This is a genomic window from Duganella sp. GW821-FHT01E12 (genome assembly GCF_059422325.1).
Genome location: NZ_JBWKWR010000011.1, coordinates 113,491 through 131,845, shown reverse-complemented (window position 1 = coordinate 131,845; position 18,355 = coordinate 113,491). Strand labels below are relative to the sequence as shown.

Sequence of the window (18,355 nt, the reverse complement as noted above, 5' to 3'; positions counted from 1 at the left end):
TGTAGCAAAGCTACAAAAATCGGACCATTCCCAGGCATTACCTGGATTTTACTGTCAATTTGCTACAACGCACGACCGTGCTTTTTCACTTACTTCGCGGCGCGCTGGGTCAGGATCTCCACGGCCGGCAAGGTCTTGCCTTCCAGGAACTCCAGGAAGGCGCCGCCGCCGGTCGAGATGTACCCGATCTGCGCGGTGATGTCGTACTTGGCGATGGCCGCCAGCGTGTCGCCGCCGCCGGCGATCGAGAAGGCCTTGGAGTTGGCGATGGCCAGCGCCAGCGTCTTGGTGCCTTCGCCGAACTGGTCGAACTCGAACACGCCGACCGGGCCGTTCCAGACGATGGTGCCGGCCGCGCCGATCTGCGCGGCCAGGATGGCGGCCGTCTGCGGGCCGATGTCCAGGATCATGTCGTCGTCCGCCACGTCGGCCACGGCCTTGATGGTGGCGGCGGCGGTCGGCGAGAATTCCTTGGCGCACACCACGTCGACCGGGATCGGCACCTGGGCGCCGCGCTTGGCCATGATCTCGATGATGGCCTTGGCTTCATCGACCAGCTCGTTTTCCACCAGCGACTTGCCGATGTTCAGGCCGACGGCCTTCATGAAGGTGTTGGCGATGCCGCCGCCGACGATCAGGTTGTCGACCTTGTCGGCCAGGGCCTTGAGGATGGACAGCTTGGACGAAACCTTGGAACCGGCCACGATGGCCAGCAACGGACGGGCCGGGGCGCCCAGCGCCTTGCCCAGCGCATCGAGCTCGGCGGCCAGCAGCGGGCCGGCGCAGGCGACCGGCGCGAACTTGGCGATGCCATGCGTGGAGGCTTCCGCGCGGTGCGCGGTGCCGAAAGCGTCATTGACGTAGATGTCGCACAAAGCGGCCATTTTCTGCGCCAGTTCGTCGCTGTTCTTCTTTTCGCCCTTGTTAACGCGGACGTTTTCCAGCAACACCACCTGGCCGGCCTGCAGGCCTTCCAGGCCGGCGCCGTCGACCCAGTTCTGTTTCAGCTCGACCGGCTGGCCCAGCAGCTCGGCCAGGCGCGCGGCGACCGGCGCCAGGCTGTCTTCCGGCTTGAACTCGCCCTCGGTCGGGCGGCCCAGGTGGGACGTGACCATGACCTTGGCGCCGGCTGCCGCGGCAGCCTTAATGGCGGGAACCGACGCGCGGATGCGCGTATCTTCGGTGATATTGCCGGCATCATCCTGCGGCACGTTCAAGTCGGCGCGGATGAAGACGCGCTTGCCTTGCAGCGCATTCTGGGCGATGAGATCTTGCAGACGGATGAAGTTCAAAACAGCTGACATGGCTACCCAAGGGTCGAGTTGAAGAAAGAGCGCTATTTTACCGCAAGCACGGGGTGATTCATCTGTTATTAAAATACATGGATCAGCCGCAAAGCCGTGTAAAAGGCCATGCCGAACACGATGGTCTGCAACATATTGCGTCGCAGCAAATAAAAGATCGTGGCGACAATTCCGGACACCAGTTTGAGGTTGCTCAGATCCAGCAGCGCGTGGCCGTCGGCCAGCACCAGGTCGGGCGCGACGATGGCCGCCAGCGCGCAGGCCGGCGCGTAGCGCAGCATTTCCTGCACCCGCTTGGGGATGGTGATGTGCTGGCCGATCAGCCAGAACGAGCTGCGGGTGGCGGCGGTGGCCAGCGCCAGCACGCCGATGATGAGCCAGATTTCCCAGTCAACCATGGGCTTTCCTCCATTTGTCGATGCCCTCTTCGATCGCCATCGACGTCAGCATGCCGACCAGCACGGCCAGTAGCAGGCCCAGCTTGTACGGCAGCCCGGCCGCCAGCACCGACACCACGCCAGCCACCAGCACGCCGCACAGCGCCGGCCGCCCCACCACCAGCGGGATCATCACGCAGATGATGGCCAGCGTGCCGGCAAAGCCCAGCCCCCATTCGGCGGGTACGGTGCTGCCGAGGAAGATGCCGGCGATGGAACCGACCTGCCAGGCGCCCCAGTTCGGGTACAGCAGGCCCTTCAGATAGGACAGCTTGCCCACCTGCGGCGCCTCGCTGGGGTATTTTTGCAGAAACATGGCGACCGTCATATCGCCGGCCACGTAGCCCAGCACGAAGCGCTTGCGCCACGGCAGCTGGGCGAAATGCGGCGCCAGCAGCGCCGAAAAGATCACGAAACGCAGATTGACCACGACCGCGGTGGCGAAGATGACCCACACCGGCGAGTGCGAGGCAATCAGCGGCAGGGCTGCCAGCTGGGCCGATCCGGCAAACACCAGCAAGGTCATGCCCAGCGCCTGCGGCACCGTCAGGCCGCTCTTGACCATGGCGATGCCCACCACCAGGCCCCAGGCGCCGATGCCGAACAAGGTGGGAGTACCGGTCTTGAGGCCTTCGCGCCACGAGGGTTCGTGGTGCTCTGCGACGTAGGGCGGAGGGGGTGCGCTGCTCAATTCGGTCATGTGCGTAGTCGTGTGGCATTCCTGCCACATAGCAGGCCGCACCGGGGTTGTAGAGGCGCTATTTTACCGATGATTTTTGCTCAATGCGCGAATCCGTTAAAATCGTGGTTTTCCTCAGCCTTCCGGAGCACACGAATATGACCAACGCCCACACGTCCGCCGCCACCAACGCAGTCGAGCTCGAAGGCAAGGACCTGCCGGCCCACTGCCCGAATCCGGCCATGCCGCTGTGGTCGTCCCACCCGCGCGTGTTCCTGGAGTTCAACCACGACGGCATCGCCAAGTGCCCGTACTGCGGCACCGCCTACCGCCTGAAGCCGGGCACCGTCGTCGGCCACCACTAACACCACCGCCAGCCAGCGCCCGGAGCCAGCATGCCCACCAAGCGAGTCAAGCAGTTGAATGGCAGTGCCGCCGAGACCGAATCGGCGTTTTACGACGCGCTCAACCGCGCCGACCTGGACGCCCTGATGGCCCTGTGGGCCGACGACGACGAGATCGTCTGCGTGCATCCGGGCGGGCCGCGCCTGATCGGGCACGCGGCCATCCGCGGTTCGTGGTCGGCGATCCTCGAGCACGGCGGCCTGCACATCGTGCCGTCGCAGCTGCATGAAACCCACAACCTGATGAGTTCCGTGCACACCGTGGTCGAAGGCACGGCCGCCGGCGGCGAGGCGGCGCACCTGGTTGCCACCAACGTCTATGTCAAGACGCCGCGCGGCTGGCGCATCGTGCTGCATCATGTGTCGGTGGCGCCGGGTCCGGCGCCGTCCGACACGCACAGCCAGATCCTGCACTAAGTTTCGCCGTGAAGTACACCGCGCCCTTCTGGCTTCCCTCCGGCCACCTGCAGACCATCTATCCCGCCACCTGCGTCGCCAAGCCGGCGGTACCGTTCCGGCGCGAGCGCTGGGACACGCCGGATGGCGATTTCATCGACGTCGATTTCGTCGACGGCCGGCCGGGCCAGCCCTTCGTGGTGCTGTTCCATGGGCTGGAGGGCTCGTCCGACAGCCACTACGCGCGGGCGCTGATGGCCGACCTGGCCGCGCGCGGCTGGTCCGGCGCGGTGCCGCATTTCCGCGGCTGCTCCGGCGAGCCCAACCGCGCGCCGCGCTTCTACCACTCCGGCGACGCCGCCGAAATCGACTGGATCGTGCGCCGTCTGCACGCGCGCAGCAGCGGCAAGTTCTACGCCACCGGCGTCTCGCTGGGCGGCAACGCGCTGCTGCGCTGGCTGGGCGAGTCGCAGCACCAGGCCGACTTTGTCGACGCCGCCTGCGCGGTGTCGGCGCCGCTGGACCTGGCGCAGGGCGGCATCTCGCTGTCGAGCGGCTTCAACATGGTGTACACGCGCATGTTCCTGCAGACGCTCAAGCCCAAGTGCGTGGCCAAGCTCAAGCAGTTTCCCGGCCTGTTCGACCTCGACGCGCTGCACGCCGCGCGCGACCTGTACGCCTTCGACAACGTGGTGACCGCGCCGCTGCACGGCTACCGCAACACCGACGATTACTGGGACCGCGCCAGCGCCAAGCATGTGCTGGACGACATCACCGTGCCGACCCTGGTGCTCAACGCCCGCAACGATCCCTTCCTGCCCGGCCGCCACCTGCCGCAACGTGCGGCGCCGAACGTGATCCTGGATTATCCTGACCAGGGAGGCCATGTGGGCTTTGTCGCCGACGGCTTGCCCGGCAAGCTGGCCTGGCTGCCGCAACGCCTGATCCACTTCCTGCAAGGCGCCACCGCCACCCACCACGCACCGGCCGAACAACATGGATGACATTGTCAAGCAAGCGCTGGCCAAGTGGCCCAACGTGCCCCACTGCTACGGCTGGCTGGGGCTGGACGCGCGCGGCAACTGGCGCATGCGCGACGAACGCGCCCAGCATCTGAACCTGCCCGGCGATAAATTGCACCACGCGGCGCTGGTGGCCTTCATCGTCCGCAACTACGCGGCCGACGAGCGCGGCTGCTGGTATTTTCAGAACGGGCCGCAGCGCGTGTACGTGCAGCTGGAGGCCACGCCCTACATCGTGCGCACCGATCCGGCCCAGGGCTGGGTGCTGCACACGGGCGCGGCGCTGGGACCGGTCGAGGAAGCGGTGCTGACGGAGACTGGCGCGCTGGTCCTGCGCAGCGGCGCCGTGGTGGCGCAGCTGGACGACCGCGATTTCGCGCACGTGCTGCCGCGGCTGAAAATGAACGGCGCCGCCGTGGCCGACGAAACCCTGCTGGCGTGGATGGACGGTTCGATGTCCGGTGCGCTGACGCTGGACGGCGTGGCCGTGCAGCGCGTGGCCGCCGCCGGACTGCCGGCGCGTTTCAGCTACGTCAGCGCGCCGTCCGCCCCTGCGTAGGGTCGGTGTTCTGGCGCAGGCGGTCGAAGGGGTTGGCTGACTGCGCCGCTTCCGGGCCGCTGCGCAATTCCGCCTTGAACGCCGGGCGCGTTTCCGCCTCGCGTAAATCCTTCTTGCCCTTCTCGCCCAGCTCCTCGCGGCGGCGCGCCTGCAACTCGCGCTCGCGCGCGTCGATCACGGCCTGGTCGTAGAAGGAAGCGTCGGGCGACTTGCGCGCGTAGTTCAGCTGGTCCAGCGCCGACAGCACGCCGCCCTGCAGCACATACGATTCCGCCAGCGCGATATGCTGCAAGGCCAGCTTGCCCTGCTTGGAATACGCCTGCGCCAGAAGGTCGTAGGCGTCGGGATCTTCGCGGTACAGCTGCACCTGGTCGCGCAGATAAGTGGCCGCCTCCTCCAGCTTGCCGGCCGCGATCAGCGCCTCGCCGTATTGATGCGCGATGCCGCGCGACAGCGGAAACTGCAGGTGCGCCGCTTCCGCCTCGGCCAGTCCCTTGGCGATCATGGCCTTGTTGTCGGGCTCCGCCAGCTTGATTTCTATCGACGTGCTGACGAAGATCGAATCCGGCGCCGGCCGCGCGGCCACGCCGAAGGTGCCTGCGGCGAGCGGCTTGTCGAAGGTCGCGCGCGCCTTGTCGAGCCACACCTGGGCCTGGGCGGTATCGCCTTTTTTCAGCGACAGGAAGGCCATGCCGTACTGGCCGGCCGTGACCTGCTGGCGGTTTTCCTGCTGCATCTGGGTTTCAAAAAACACCTTGGCCTCGGCCAGCCCGGACGCGCTCGGGTCCTGCAGCACGCGCGCGCGCGAACGCACCAGGTAGAAGTCCAGGCTGTCCTGGCGCTGCTTGTACGGTTGCTCGCGGATGCGGGCCTGGATGTCGGCGATGCGCTCGGTGGTCAGCGGGTGGCTTTGCAGATAGGCCGGCACCAGGTCGCTGTAGTTGCGGGTGGCGGTCTGCATGCGCTGGAAGAAGGCCACCATGCCCGAGGTGTCGAAGCCGGCCGCGCCCATGATCTGGAAGCCGATGCGGTCGGCCTCGCGTTCGGCGTCGCGGCCGAAGTTCAGCTGCCGCTGGATCGCCAGGCCCTGCCCGGCCGAAAACACGCCGATGGCCGCGTCGCCGCCGGCCTTGGAGGCGAGCGCCGCCAGGATCATAGCCGCCAGCGGGATCAGCGCGTCCTGCTTCTGCTGGCCGATCGAGCGGGCGATGTGGCGCTGCGCCACGTGGCCGATCTCGTGGCCCAGCACCGAGGCCAGCTCGGACTCGGACTGCGCCGCCAGCAGCAGCGCCGAGTGCACGGCGATGAAGCCGCCCGGCAGCGCGAAGGCGTTCAGCTGCGGATCGCGCACGGCGAAGAAGTAGTAATCGAAATTGGCCTCGCCGCGCGCGCCGGGGCGGGCCGCCACCAGCGCATTGCCGAAGCTGTTCAGGTATTCGAGGATGGGGCCGTCGTCGAGGAAATCGTGGTCGCGGCGGATATCGCGCATGATTTCCTCGCCCAGCTTGCGCTCCATCAGCGGCGACAAATCCTGGCGTTCGGTATCGCCGAGCGCGGGCAGGTTCGGTATCTTGGCGGGCGCCAGCACGTCTTGCGCCATGGCCAGCGGCATGGCGAGCAGCAGCGCGGCGGCGACTACGCGCTGCCGCAGGGAGCGGGGGGATCGTTTAGCATTCACGATGATATGATACCCGCAACTTGGACGCTCACGCACGGCGTCCGCCGACGAATTATCTTGTTACGTATTTCAGCCCACCATGACCATCGAAAACTCCGCGCCCGCCGACCAACTGACCCACTTCGACGGCTCCGGCCAGGCCCACATGGTCGATGTCGGCGCCAAGACCGAGACCCATCGTATCGCCGTGGCCAGCGGCACCATCCGCATGAAGCCGGAGACGCTGGCCATCATCACCGGCGGCACGGCCAAGAAAGGCGACGTGCTGGGCATCGCGCGCATCGCGGCCATCATGGCGTCCAAGCGCACCAGCGACCTGGTGCCGCTGTGCCACCCGCTTGCGCTGACCCGCGTGGCGGTGGATTTCGAGACCGACGAGGCCAATTCCAGCGTGCATTGCAAGGCGCAGGTCGAAACCTACGGCAAGACCGGCGTGGAAATGGAGGCGCTGACCGCCGTGCAAGTCGGCCTGCTGACGGTGTACGACATGTGCAAGGCGGTGGACCGGGGCATGGTGATGACCGATATCCGCGTGATGGAAAAGCATGGCGGCAAGTCGGGCGACTGGAGCGCGGCCTCTTAAGTGGTTGATTTGTTAGTTTCAGCGGCTATTGATTAGCCTCAGAACGTAAATCTTTTAGGGCTGCCAAGGCAGCTCGCCCAATTCGTGCACAGGTACGCTGCGCAGACACGTCATGTGGACAGCTTTTTTTAGAATTCAATATAATTTTTGCCAAGTCCTTGTCAGAAGACGTAGCGTCGATGTGGTGCAAAGCCCAACGTTGGAATGCTGGGTCCGCGTTCGAAATGGACATAAACACGTGCAGCTGGCTCCATTGCCCCGCTAACAACGAGACCACTGCATCGGAATATCCTTCGCCAATGCCCCCATCGTCGCAAATCGCATATACATGCCAGTGCTTATAAAGTGAAGTCCAGTCGACACGGGCATCCACAAGGGTACGCTCGGCTTTTGCGCTTGTCTGAGAGCTGCAAGCCGTCCCCGCCCACGCGTAGGAGGCCGGAATTGCAAGACACCCAACCGCAAAAATCGCCGACAAAAACCGCGCATGAAATCTTTCGGCTGGTTTCGAATAGGGCATGATAAATATGTTCTCCGTTCTGCTATTGACTCGTTCCCTGCTGTGGCGCGTTCGGATCGTTGTTCACGACCGTTATAGACGTAATCGGATCGTTTTGAACAAAATCTCGCAGGTAACTCATGGCTGAATCGGTCGTGCGTACGCAACCCAAAGTCGGGTGATTCTGCGCGCCGCTGTTCGCCCTACCTGAGTGAAGACCCATACCGGGACGCCCTGGAACATTGAAAACAAAAATTCCATGTGATCCGTAGGCTCCGTTGGCGTTACTTTCCGGATGGGCATTTGAGTGCGAATAATTGTATGTACCATCCGGCCAAGGACCACCACTGGTTGTTGTTGTTCGGTTATTTGCTGGGTAGGTCGCAACCGTCTGCCCAGAGCTGCCTTTGACAGTGATTGTATGAGCCTGCCCATCATATGTAACGGAGGAGAGCCCGGTCGGGTCGATGTTGCTAATTGGGTTGCCCATTACATATGCATAAGTATTCACCCCAGCAATTAAACCTAAAGGATCACTTTCGACATACCTTCCCGTCTGCGGATCATAATCCCTGAAGTAGTTGTAGTGGGTATTGGTCTCTCTGTCAAACAGTTGACCAGGGAAGCGAACGTTGTAGCTGAAGGCGCCGCCGCTTGGATTTTCGTTCGGCCCCACCAGCCCGAATGGATCTGTGGCGCTCCAGTTCCAAACAATAGTTCCGTTGCCAGCATCCGTTATCACTCTTGGCGTGTTGAGATGGTCGGCATAAATATAATATGCCGATGTGCTCACCAGCGCTGGCGCGCCAACGGTCGCCTGCTTAAGTACCGCAACAGGCGTATCACCCAGGAAGACAGTCTCCTGAACCACCAGCCCTGCAGCATCATATTCCCCCAGTAACCTGCCGGCTTCGTCGTACATGTACTCATTCCCGCCAGTAGGTACTAGCGTGCCCGTCTTGCTGACCCGCTGGCCGAGGCCGTTGTACAAATAGCTGGTGGTAGCGGCTGCAAAGGTACTGCTTTTCATGCGGCCACGGTCGCTGTAAGCATAGCTGATCGTGCCATCCGTGCTCAAGTTACCTGCCGCATCGTATTGATTACTTTTGGCTGGGTATGGGCCGGTAGTCGAGCTTAGCCGATTGCTGACCGTGCTGATGGTATTGGCATATCCTCCCGACCCGATTGAGAATTGGGTACGGTTGCCATTTGCGTCGTATGCATACGTCTGGCTGCCAGTATTGTCGTTGAAGGTCAATAGCCGGCCCAACCCATCGTAGGTAAAACGTTGATCGTACGCCGACGCTGTGACGCTCCCGCTATGAGTCATTGACGTGATTCGACTGGCCGCGTCGAAGTTGATGGTCCTCAGAACGCCAGTGCCTGCGGCCACATTCCCCAAGGGGTAGCTGGTCACACGTCCATCCAGATCGAAGGTGCGCGCATAGCCGTTAGGCGTAGCATCGGTGCTGTTACCCCACACCCAACTCTGCACAGCGCCAAACGGCGCATAGTGAATCTGATCCAACAGCGCAATCGCAATGCCCGCGTTTGTTCCGCCGTTGCTGTCCGATGGATTGAGCGTGAGATTGCTGATACGCCCCGCTGCATCGTAGCTGTAGTTGATACGGTTGCCGCTCGCATATGTCAGGCTGGTCAGTTTGCCATTGCTGCCGTACGCATAGCCTACGGTACGCGTGATCGTACCTGCCGCGCTGACCGTGGTCTGCACCTTGGATAGCACACGCCCCATCTGGTCATAACCATAGGTGGTCGGTCCCGACTCGTCGGTCAACTTGGTCAGGTGGCCAAGCGCGTTTGCAGCACCAACACTGCCGCCATCATATTCAAATGTGATGGGCGTGCCGGTGGAGAACGCGATACTGGTCACACGATTGAGCGCATCGTAGCTCAAGGTCGTCACTTTGCCGCGCGCGTCCGTGCTCGTGACGAGGTTGCCAGCGGCATCGTAGGTACGGCTCGCTGTGCCAGTATCCGGGCTGGACAGCGCGGACTGGTTACCCAAGCCATCGTTGGTGTAGGTCGTTACCAGATTGCGCGGATCGCTGATCGTGCTGGTCTGGTCAAGTCCGTCATAGGTGAAGTTGGTCGTTGGACGCGCAACGCCGACGGCCGGTACCGGCTGCACTTGCTGCTTGATGCGGTGCAGCGCGTCATAGCTAAAGTTGGTGACGTTGCCCAGCGGGTCGGTCGCCTGGGTCCGATTGTCCATCGCGTCATACAGGTAGTTGCTGGTGGTGTTTTGCGTCTGGGCGAAGGCCGCTGTGCAGGTCACACTGCCAAGCATGGGCGTGTACACCAGCGAGATAATCACGGCGCTGATCACAGCGCGCGTTGGGGAGTAGCGGTTCATTGCGCACCTCCCGTTTGCTGTTTCAGATTGCTCAAGGCGTCATAAACCCAGGCCGTCTTTCGAGCCAGCACGCCGCTTGGATCATTCACGCTCTCCGCAGTGCGATTGCCTTTGAGGTCCAGGGTGTAGACAATGTTATTACCCATGCTGTCGGCAATATTGGTCAAGCGATGCGCACCGTCATAGGTGTACGAGATCGTTGAATTGTCCGGCAATGTAACTTGCGTCATCTGTCCGGCGTCATCATAGGTATAGCTGGTATTTTCGCCGCCATCGGTGCGCGAGGAGAGCCAGCCGCGCGGTGTATAACTGAATTCGGTCACTCGCCCGTTGGGATTGGTGATCCTGCCGACTCTTCCATTGGCGTCGTAGCCTGACATGGTGGTTACGTGACCAACGGCATTGGTAATGCTGGTCAAATTGCCTTGCTCATCATAGGCGTAGCTGGTGACGTCATTCACGTCCGTTCTCGGCCCCTTCTCAGTCAGCATCTGGCCAAACTGATTGTAGGTGTAGGTCCACACCCTCGCCGTGCCAACCAATGGCGCATTAAAGCCCGTCGTGCCATTTGCATCATTGGTGGCCTGCACTGACTTGGTCAGAACATTGCCATTGGCGTCGTAGGTAAAAGTGGTGCGGCGTTTAGGCGCTGCAATCTGGGTCGGCAGACGCCATGTGGGGTGCCACGCAGTGGTGATGGTCCTCGCGCTGACCGTGCCAGCAGCTTCAATCCGCGTCAGCTCCAGATTGCGCGTCAGGTCGTAGGTATAAGTAGTCCGGTTGCCGTTAAAGTCGGTCGTTGACGATACGTTGCCGTTGGCGTCGTAACTGAGTGACGTCGACACCGTACCGGTCCCTGTAGGCGAGGGTTTGGTGATGCCAGAGCTTTTGACCACGCCCAGCACGGTGGCAAAATTGTAGGTGCGGGTCGTGCCCAATGGATCAATGACCACTGTTTGCTGATTCGGGTACGGATAGGATAGCGAGAATTTCAGCGTACCCGCTGCGTGCTCGGTAGAAATCGCGGAACCGATAGCTGCATATTTAAACGTGGCATATCGATTGTTGTTTTCATCAACGATGCCGGTCAAGGCGAACGGCTGATCCCTATTGGCCGTATAGGCCGGTTCGTTATACACGTAGCGACGCACTTTTCCGTCCGGGTAGGTAACCGACGTCAAATTATTCTTGCTGTCGTAGGCATACTGGTAGACCCCACCTGCCGGATCCGTCATGGTATTCATCAAACCCGTGCTGGTATAGCTGAAGCTCAATTGATGACCGAAGACATCGGTCACAGTCAGCAACAGCCCGGCAGAGGGTGCAATCGCAGGCGCCGTGTGCGTGTCGCTATAGGTGTACGTGGTAATTCGGCCGTTGCGGCTGGTCGAACTCAATAACAATCCATTCAAATCGTAGCTTTCAACAGCTTCCGTTTGGCCATTGATCACGGTCCATCCGTTTTGAACGCCGCCAGCATCCAGCGATGGCGATATCCTGTCATTGATGTCCGCCCGTGGCTTGAATGAATTCCCACTGCTGAAATACAGCATGTTGCCGCCGGCGCGACGCAGGCCAATGTCATTCGTGGTGCCCACTGAAGCATATGGGTAACAGTACGGGAGATGGGATGAGCTGCTGACGGCCAGATAACAGCCCGTCCCATTTTGCGCATACGCCGTCGGCGCGCTCAGGCTGGCGGCGAAGGATGAGTAATTGTGCTCCCATCGCTTTGTGCTGCTCCGATAGGTTCGAATGAAAGAAAGCGTGCCGCTGGCATTGGTATAGTCTGTCTCTACCTGCTCCTTCACTCCCGTCGACGGAAGAATTGGATTTCCTACGGATGGGTTGGCAGACGGTACGGCGTCTGATTCGAGTGGCGGATCGGCTGGCGGGGAACCCGGGACTGGTGGCGGTGGTGGAGAGCCGCCTGCGCTACAGGTGCAATCTGAAGGAGGGGGTGGTGGTGGCGGCGGATCAGGCTGGTCCGGCGCTGAACACAGCCCAGCCCCATGAGGTAAATCGTAGGCGGTAAATCCACTTGGGCATTCGAAAGTAATGAAATTACCAATATTTACCGCGTAACCCTTTACTACAGGCGGATTCGGCGGATTTAAAGTAGTGATGAGGTACGTTTCAGTACCCGTCCACCACCAATTACTAAGGCTCGCATTGTAGTACTCCGACGTATAGCTTCCACGGCAATCGGACTGGCCATACGCACCGCAATGCTCTTTGGCATACGAATCCGCTGCCGCATCGTGATCGGTAAAATAGGCAGACCCTCCCAGATAGACTTTTTTCGCTTGAACATAGGTTGTCGCTTGGACAGAATTTGCCAGGATAAATAATGGCAATAGAAGCAATATATTTCTGGCAATGACGGTGAAGCGCAGTGGCGATTGCGGTTTTCGGGTCTGAGTCTGCATATTCACAGTCAATTCATCCATTGAAATCGGAATCACACAAACATTTCCACATGGAAATTTCAATCGAGTATGGCACATAGCTCCAGCGCAATTCTCTCGAAAACCCACGTGTTACAAAAATCCCGGTTTGACCGCTCAATCACGTCAGGATAGGGAAAAGTTTACAGCGCGCTTGTGGCGGCCGCCACCGGAGCCAGCAAGCTCACGCGTTCCATGAACTCCAAAACGCAACGGTTTTCAGCGTTGCGCCCCCCGCCAGTTGGCCGGTCTGCGACCGAATAGCAACCCATCGTATTGTCTGATTGTTACCTTTGATTGGCGCGTATATAATCAATGTCGCAGAAGTAATTTTTGACGTAGGCCTCACCGTACCCGCCTCGCGCATACGAGAAAGAATTTGAATGAGCAGCAACCCTCCACCGAGCGAAGCCAAGACTCAGGAATACGAATTCGAGCAGATGAACCTGCAGGTAGGCGGCAGGATACAGTTCATCACCCATCGCACCATCAAGCCGATCCAGCACTTCTCCACGCTGATCGGCTGGGCCAAGGACGAGTATATGATCGTCAAGGTTCCGTTCGAGAACGGTGCGCCGATCGCCCTCAACGATGGCGACAAGCTGACCATCCGCGTCTTCTCCGGCGTGAACGTGTGCTCCTTCTCTTGCGTGGTGCAGCGGGTTTTCCCGCGTCCCTTGTTTTATGTCCACCTGTCGTTCCCGGTGTCCATCCAGGGCACCAGCCTGCGCGCGGCGATGCGGGTCAAGGTCGACATCCCCGCCCAGGTGACCTCACCCATCGGCACCACCTCGGTGTTCCTGGTGAACCTGAGCGTGTCCGGCGCACTGATCGAATCGTCCAAGAAGCTGTCGGACGACGAGACCCAGGTCGGCCTGTCGTTCTACCTGATCGCCCAGCCCGGCAACCGCCAGGTGCGCATCAATCCGAATGCGACCATCCGCAACATCAACGTGGTCAAGCCGGCCACCGGCGACAAGCCCGAGGTGTTCACCTACGGCGTGCAGTTCATCGACCTGGACCCGGTCCACTACACGATGCTGCAAAACCTGACCTACGAAGCGCTGATCGCCGACCGCCAGAAGATCGTCTGACCCGCGTTTCTGTGGACGAAAAAAAACCCGGCAGCTGCCGGGTTTTCTACGTGATCAACTGATTAGTTGTTCTTCTCGATCGCGGCCTTGGCAGCGGCGTTCGCGGTCGATGCGGTAGCGGTCCAGCGTACATTGGTACCGCCGGCAGCAATCACTGGCACAAAGGTGATGGTGGAGCTATCAACGTCCTTGCCCACGCCAGTGTTGAAGGTCATCAGGATGGTGCCGCCGGTGACGGTTGCGGTAGCCACTTCCTTGGTTGCGGTAAAGGTTGGAATGCCTGCTGCGCCGTCCGAGCAAGTGGTCAGCGTACCACCGGCTTCTTGAGCGCACAGCGCCACGGCGGTTTTCAGCGAGTCGACTGCGCCCAAGGCGTTGGCGACCTTGGCCTTCACGGTGTAGTCGCTGTACGCTGGAATCGCGACGGCGGCCAGAATGCCGATAATGGCAACCACGATCATCAGTTCGATCAGGGTGAAGCCGGCCTGGGCTTGTTTCTTCATCATTTTCATGGATTTCATTTTCGACTCCTGGGGTGTGTTGAACTACAAAATTGGGTGGGACACTGTGCTAACTGCAATTGGTGTGCCACCCCATTTTTCACCCCGAAACCGGCGAAACCTGCCAAAAACTGTCGCTTTTCACCGCCCGGACTGCCGTTTTTTGTCAGTCGCCGCGCCGCAATTTGTCAACCGGCCGGGCCGCTGACAAATATTGTCAGGCGATGCGGAAGGCCATTTGCGTTCCGCCCAGGTCGATCACGTCGCCATGGTTCAGGCGCTGCTCCTGCTTGCCGAGCGCCACGCCGTTGACCAGCGGCGGCTGCGCGCCTTCCTGATGGCTGATGGTGTAGGCGTCGGGATGGCGGTGGATCACCACCACCTGCACGCCGGCGCGGCCGAGCGTGGTCTGCGGCTTGGTCAAGGCCATTTGTTTGCCGGCATTGTTGCCGTTTAATACTTCGATCTGCGCCAGCAGCGGCGCGGCCGCCATCATCGGCCGCACGCCGTCGGCGATGAACTCGATCTGGAACTTGGCCATTTTGATCACATCCTGGTGCTGCAGGAAGTGCTTGCCGATGCGGTGGCCGTTGACGAAGGTGCCGTTGGTGCTGTGCAGGTCTTCCAGAAAAGAGTCGTCCAGGATGGTGACGATGACGGCATGGTCGCCGCTGACGGCCGGATGCGTCAGCACGATGTCGTTGCGCGGGTGACGGCCGATGGTCATCCGCTCTTTGCTCAGTTGTACTTGCTGTTCGACTTGCCCATCCCGCGAGATGATGATCTTCGCCAATCTGGTCTCCAAAACAAAAAAAGGGGAGCGCTGGGCTCCCCTTCATTATTCCACACTAAAGCAAGCTGTTATTACAGCATGGCTTTCAGCAGACGCGCCATTTCGGACGGGTTCTTGGTGACGGTGATGCCGCAAGCTTCCATGATTTCCAGTTTGGCTTGGGCGGTGTCGGCGCCGCCGGAGATCAGCGCGCCGGCGTGGCCCATGCGCTTGCCCGGAGGAGCGGTCACACCGGCGATGAAGCCGACGACCGGTTTTTTCATGTTGTCTTTGATCCAGTAAGCCGCGTTGGCTTCGTCCGGACCACCGATTTCGCCGATCATGATGACCGCGTCGGTATCAGGATCGTCGTTGAACATCTTCATGACGTCGATGTGCTTCAGACCGTTGATCGGGTCGCCGCCGATGCCGACTGCCGACGATTGGCCCAGGCCCAGCGCGGTCAGCTGGCCGACTGCTTCATAGGTCAGGGTGCCCGAACGCGATACCACGCCGATGCGGCCCTTCTTGTGGATGTGGCCTGGCATGATGCCGATCTTGATTTCGTCAGGGGTGATCAGGCCTGGGCAGTTAGGGCCCAGCAGCAGGGTCTTGGAACCTGCTTTAGCCATGCGGTCCTTCAGGGCCATCATGTCGCGGACAGGGATGCCTTCGGTGATGCAGATGGCCAGATCCATTTCGGCTTCGACAGCTTCCCAGATCGCGGCGGCCGCGCCTGCTGGCGGGACGTAGATCACGGACACGTTGGCGCCGGTTTCTTTTTTCGCTTCGGTGACGTTAGCGAAAATAGGGATGCCTTCGAAATCTTCGCCGGCTTTCTTCGGGTTCACGCCTGCCACGAAGGCGGCTTTGCCGTTCGCGTAGTCGCGGCAACCGCGGGTGTGGAATTGACCGGTCTTGCCGGTAATACCTTGGGTAACGACTTTGGTATCTTTATTGATCAGAATGGACATGTTGATTCCTTAATTAAGCTTGACCGGCAGCGGCGGCGACTACGCTCTTCGCTGCATCTTCCATGGTGTCGGCTGCGATGATAGGCAGACCGGAATCGGCCAGCATCTTCTTGCCCAGGTCTTCGTTGGTGCCCTTCATGCGGACCACCAGCGGCACGTTCAGCGACACGGCCTTGACCGCGGTGATCACGCCTTCGGCGATCACGTCGCAGCGCATGATGCCGCCGAAGATGTTGACCAGGATGGCTTTCAGGCCTGGGTTTTTCAGCATGATCTTGAACGCTTCGGTCACTTTCTCAGCCGTGGCGCCGCCGCCTACGTCCAGGAAGTTGGCTGGCTCGCCGCCGAACAGCTTGATGGTGTCCATGGTGGCCATGGCCAGGCCGGCGCCGTTCACCAGGCAGCCGATGTTGCCGTCCAGGGAGATGTAGGCCAGGTCGAATTTCGATGCTTCGACTTCGGCTGGATCTTCTTCGTCCAGGTCGCGGTAGGCGACGATTTCTGGTTGACGGAACAGCGAGTTGGCGTCGAAGTTGAACTTGGCGTCCAGTGCGATGACCTTGCCCGAACCGGTCAGGATCAGTGGGTTGATTTCGGCCAGCGACGAGTCGGTTTCCCAGTAGGCTTTGTACAGGCCTTTCAGGTTGGCGACCGCGTCGGCGATCGAAGCTTCCGGCACGCCGATCTTGGCGGCGATGCCGGCCGCTTCAGCGTCGGTCAGGCCGACGGATGGATCGATGGCGATCGAGTGGATCAGCTCCGGGTGCTTTTCAGCGACTTCTTCGATGTCCATGCCGCCTTCGGAGGAAGCCATCAGCACCACGCGCTGCGAGACGCGGTCGGTGACCATCGATACGTACAGTTCTTTCTTGATGTCCGCGCCTTCTTCGATCAGCAGGCGGCGTACTTTCTGGCCTTCAGGGCCGGTCTGGTGCGTGACCAGCTGCATGCCCATGATTTGCTCGGCGTATTCCTTGACTTGTTCCAGCGACTTGGCAACTTTCACGCCGCCGCCTTTACCACGGCCACCGGCGTGGATCTGTGCTTTCACAACCCAGACTGGGCCGCCCAAGGTTTCAGCAGCTTTGACTGCTTCTTCAACGGACATGCACGGAATACCGCGCGGAACCGTCACTCCGTATTTTCGGAGGATTTCTTTGCCTTGATACTCATGGATTTTCATGCTGGCTTCCCTTCTGATGCTGATGTGTAAAAATCGGTTGATACTGCGAAATGTGTGAAACTGGTAAGCAGGGATTGCTACGCGCCACCTGGTGCTGCTTTGGCCACCCAGCGCGGGTAAAACTGCGCCACTGCCCCGCCGTCGGTGCGCAGGGCATGGCATTTGTCGAGTTGAAACGGCTTGTGGCGCGGCACACCTTGGTCTTCGGTGGCCGCGTCGTTGGTCGACCAGACATCGTTGGCGAACGCCTGCACCGCGGCCGTGGGCAGGATCTGCGCCAGTTCGGTCAGGTGGGTGCAGCCGGCGGTGCCGGCCAGGCGTTGCTTGAGCTCGTGGCGGAAACCCTTCATCAGGTTCAGGCCGACGAGCTGTTTCTTGTAATCGGGGGCGATGGTGTCGCAGTAACCGGGATACGGCACGGCATCGGATGCGGCTTCGGCATCGACGATGGTCAGTTGCAGATCGACGGTCAAACGCAGGTGCAGGTCGTGCAGCGGGGTGCCGGCAGCGCGCGGGCCGGAGGCCAGCATGGTGTCGATGACTTTGATGTCGGTGATATGGGCGTCAAGATCCCACAGGCCGTCATCGCGCGCGTACGCTTGGACGGCAATTGCGCGCGTGTGCCGCAGCGCACGTCGGGTAACTGGAGTTGACAGGGACATAAGACCGATGCCGCTCTCGCGGCAGAAATTTAGTAAGCAGCCATGTGCTGAATCGCACGTGTCCGCAGCTTCTACGGACAACTACCGCACCTGCGGCGCTGCAAAAACCCCAAAAGTGTAGCACATCGGTGCCTCAAGTTGCGCCAGAACATAACTTTGAGCGCTGAAAATGGCCGTTTCGTGAGCCTTTTGGCAAGAAATTCACCAGTCTTATTTCTGTCATGGAAACATTACATGGTGCGGTGCGGTGGTACCCCTGCCTGTGGATTTGGGGTTCGATCTCACTCGTCTTCCGGCGCGCCTTTGAGCGCGGTCTGCACGGCGCGCTGGGAAAAGCCCCGCTGCAGCAGGAATCGCATCTGCTTGTTGCGTTCCTGCGGATCGGCCGCCACGGTGCCGAACTTGCGGTTCCACACCTCGACACAGCGCTCGGTCTCGCCCTCGGCCAGGCCGGCCTTGAGCTCCTGCAGCTCCTCGCCCTTGATGCCGTGGCTTTGCAGCTCGGCGACGATGCGGCTGTTGCCGAAGCGGGCCGAACGGCGGTGGATCAGCGCCTCCGAGAAGCGCTCCTGCGACAGCCAGTTGTTCTTTTCCAGCAGGTCGAGCAGGGCTTCGACATCGTCGCCCTCCTCCGCGTAGCGCGCCAGCTTGCGGCCCAGCTCCATGCGGCTGTGCTCGCGCATCGACAGGAAGCGCAGGGCGCGTGCCTTCAGGCTCAGTTGCGGTGCTGCCATAAAACCCTCTGCGCAATGAGAAAACCACCGGCTGAATCAACAGCGCGGTGGTTC

The 18,355-nt window shown here is 60.8% G+C and carries 18 protein-coding genes; 6 read left to right on the top strand and 12 right to left on the bottom strand.

Annotated features, from left to right (window positions below; all coding sequences use genetic code 11):
* Positions 1 to 89: 89 nt before the first annotated feature.
* The 3 genes from AC07WS_RS25050 to AC07WS_RS25040 form a co-directional block, all read right to left on the bottom strand.
* Positions 90 to 1,304 (bottom strand): phosphoglycerate kinase, encoded by a 1,215-nt coding sequence (locus AC07WS_RS25050; protein WP_494731682.1) that lies wholly within the window; start codon positions 1,302 to 1,304, stop codon positions 90 to 92.
* Positions 1,305 to 1,372: 68 nt separating this feature from the next.
* Complete coding sequence (locus tag AC07WS_RS25045; protein ID WP_494731681.1) at positions 1,373 to 1,702, bottom strand: AzlD domain-containing protein; 330 nt, start codon at positions 1,700 to 1,702, stop codon at positions 1,373 to 1,375.
* A complete protein-coding gene (locus AC07WS_RS25040; protein ID WP_494731680.1) occupies positions 1,695 to 2,441 on the bottom strand; it encodes an AzlC family ABC transporter permease in 747 nt (248 codons plus the stop codon). The genes AC07WS_RS25045 and AC07WS_RS25040 overlap by 8 nt, the downstream gene beginning before the upstream one ends.
* Positions 2,442 to 2,578: 137 nt before the next feature.
* On the opposite strand from AC07WS_RS25040, the gene AC07WS_RS25035 reads away from it, so the two are divergent.
* The 4 genes from AC07WS_RS25035 to AC07WS_RS25020 are packed head-to-tail and all read left to right on the top strand — an operon-like array spanning position 2,579 to position 4,801.
* On the top strand, positions 2,579 to 2,785 hold the full coding sequence (locus AC07WS_RS25035; protein ID WP_117014229.1) for a zinc-finger domain-containing protein: 207 nt from the start codon (positions 2,579 to 2,581) through the stop codon (positions 2,783 to 2,785).
* A 30-nt stretch (positions 2,786 to 2,815) separates the two neighbouring features.
* Complete coding sequence (locus tag AC07WS_RS25030; protein ID WP_494731679.1) at positions 2,816 to 3,241, top strand: YybH family protein; 426 nt, start codon at positions 2,816 to 2,818, stop codon at positions 3,239 to 3,241.
* Between the two features lie 8 nt (positions 3,242 to 3,249).
* On the top strand, positions 3,250 to 4,224 hold the full coding sequence (locus AC07WS_RS25025; protein ID WP_494731678.1) for a YheT family hydrolase: 975 nt from the start codon (positions 3,250 to 3,252) through the stop codon (positions 4,222 to 4,224).
* Positions 4,217 to 4,801 carry a DUF2946 family protein gene (locus AC07WS_RS25020; RefSeq protein ID WP_494731677.1) on the top strand — a complete coding sequence of 195 codons (585 nt, stop codon included), beginning with the start codon at positions 4,217 to 4,219 and terminating at the stop codon, positions 4,799 to 4,801. Before AC07WS_RS25025 ends, AC07WS_RS25020 begins: the two co-directional genes overlap by 8 nt.
* Here AC07WS_RS25020 and AC07WS_RS25015 read toward each other — a convergent pair.
* Positions 4,776 to 6,413 (bottom strand): M48 family metallopeptidase, encoded by a 1,638-nt coding sequence (locus tag AC07WS_RS25015; protein WP_494731721.1) that lies wholly within the window; start codon positions 6,411 to 6,413, stop codon positions 4,776 to 4,778. The two genes, AC07WS_RS25020 and AC07WS_RS25015, sit on opposite strands and share 26 nt — an antisense overlap.
* 145 nt (positions 6,414 to 6,558) lie before the next feature.
* Between AC07WS_RS25015 and moaC the strand changes: the two genes are divergently transcribed.
* The gene (gene moaC / locus AC07WS_RS25010; protein ID WP_494731676.1) at positions 6,559 to 7,062 is read left to right on the top strand and encodes a cyclic pyranopterin monophosphate synthase MoaC; all 504 of its coding nucleotides are present in this window, start codon (positions 6,559 to 6,561) and stop codon (positions 7,060 to 7,062) included.
* Between the two features lie 542 nt (positions 7,063 to 7,604).
* Here moaC and AC07WS_RS25005 read toward each other — a convergent pair.
* On the bottom strand, positions 7,605 to 9,935 hold the full coding sequence (locus AC07WS_RS25005; protein ID WP_494731675.1) for an RHS repeat-associated core domain-containing protein: 2,331 nt from the start codon (positions 9,933 to 9,935) through the stop codon (positions 7,605 to 7,607).
* Positions 9,932 to 12,400 (bottom strand): hypothetical protein, encoded by a 2,469-nt coding sequence (locus AC07WS_RS25000; protein WP_494731674.1) that lies wholly within the window; start codon positions 12,398 to 12,400, stop codon positions 9,932 to 9,934. Before AC07WS_RS25000 ends, AC07WS_RS25005 begins: the two co-directional genes overlap by 4 nt.
* A 365-nt stretch (positions 12,401 to 12,765) precedes the next feature.
* Here AC07WS_RS25000 and AC07WS_RS24995 point away from each other — a divergent pair, with 365 nt between their 5' ends.
* Complete coding sequence (locus tag AC07WS_RS24995; RefSeq protein WP_494731673.1) at positions 12,766 to 13,476, top strand: flagellar brake protein; 711 nt, start codon at positions 12,766 to 12,768, stop codon at positions 13,474 to 13,476.
* A 62-nt stretch (positions 13,477 to 13,538) separates the two neighbouring features.
* On the opposite strand, the gene AC07WS_RS24990 is transcribed toward AC07WS_RS24995, so the two are convergent.
* The 6 genes from AC07WS_RS24990 to recX form a co-directional block, all read right to left on the bottom strand.
* Positions 13,539 to 13,997: a pilin gene (locus tag AC07WS_RS24990; RefSeq protein ID WP_494731672.1), complete on the bottom strand. Its 459-nt coding sequence runs from the start codon at positions 13,995 to 13,997 to the stop codon at positions 13,539 to 13,541.
* 196 nt (positions 13,998 to 14,193) lie between these two features.
* A complete protein-coding gene (locus AC07WS_RS24985; RefSeq protein WP_494731671.1) occupies positions 14,194 to 14,769 on the bottom strand; it encodes an FHA domain-containing protein in 576 nt (191 codons plus the stop codon).
* Positions 14,770 to 14,840: 71 nt separating this feature from the next.
* A complete protein-coding gene (gene sucD, locus AC07WS_RS24980; RefSeq protein ID WP_008452531.1) occupies positions 14,841 to 15,722 on the bottom strand; it encodes a succinate--CoA ligase subunit alpha in 882 nt (293 codons plus the stop codon).
* A 13-nt stretch (positions 15,723 to 15,735) separates the two neighbouring features.
* Entirely contained in the window at positions 15,736 to 16,905 is a 1,170-nt protein-coding gene (sucC, locus tag AC07WS_RS24975) for an ADP-forming succinate--CoA ligase subunit beta (protein WP_161083978.1), read from the bottom strand.
* A gap of 77 nt (positions 16,906 to 16,982) precedes the next feature.
* Entirely contained in the window at positions 16,983 to 17,567 is a 585-nt protein-coding gene (locus tag AC07WS_RS24970; protein ID WP_117014001.1) for a DUF2889 domain-containing protein, read from the bottom strand.
* A 281-nt stretch (positions 17,568 to 17,848) separates the two neighbouring features.
* Complete coding sequence (recX, locus tag AC07WS_RS24965; protein WP_494731670.1) at positions 17,849 to 18,301, bottom strand: recombination regulator RecX; 453 nt, start codon at positions 18,299 to 18,301, stop codon at positions 17,849 to 17,851.
* Positions 18,302 to 18,355: the final 54 nt, after the last annotated feature.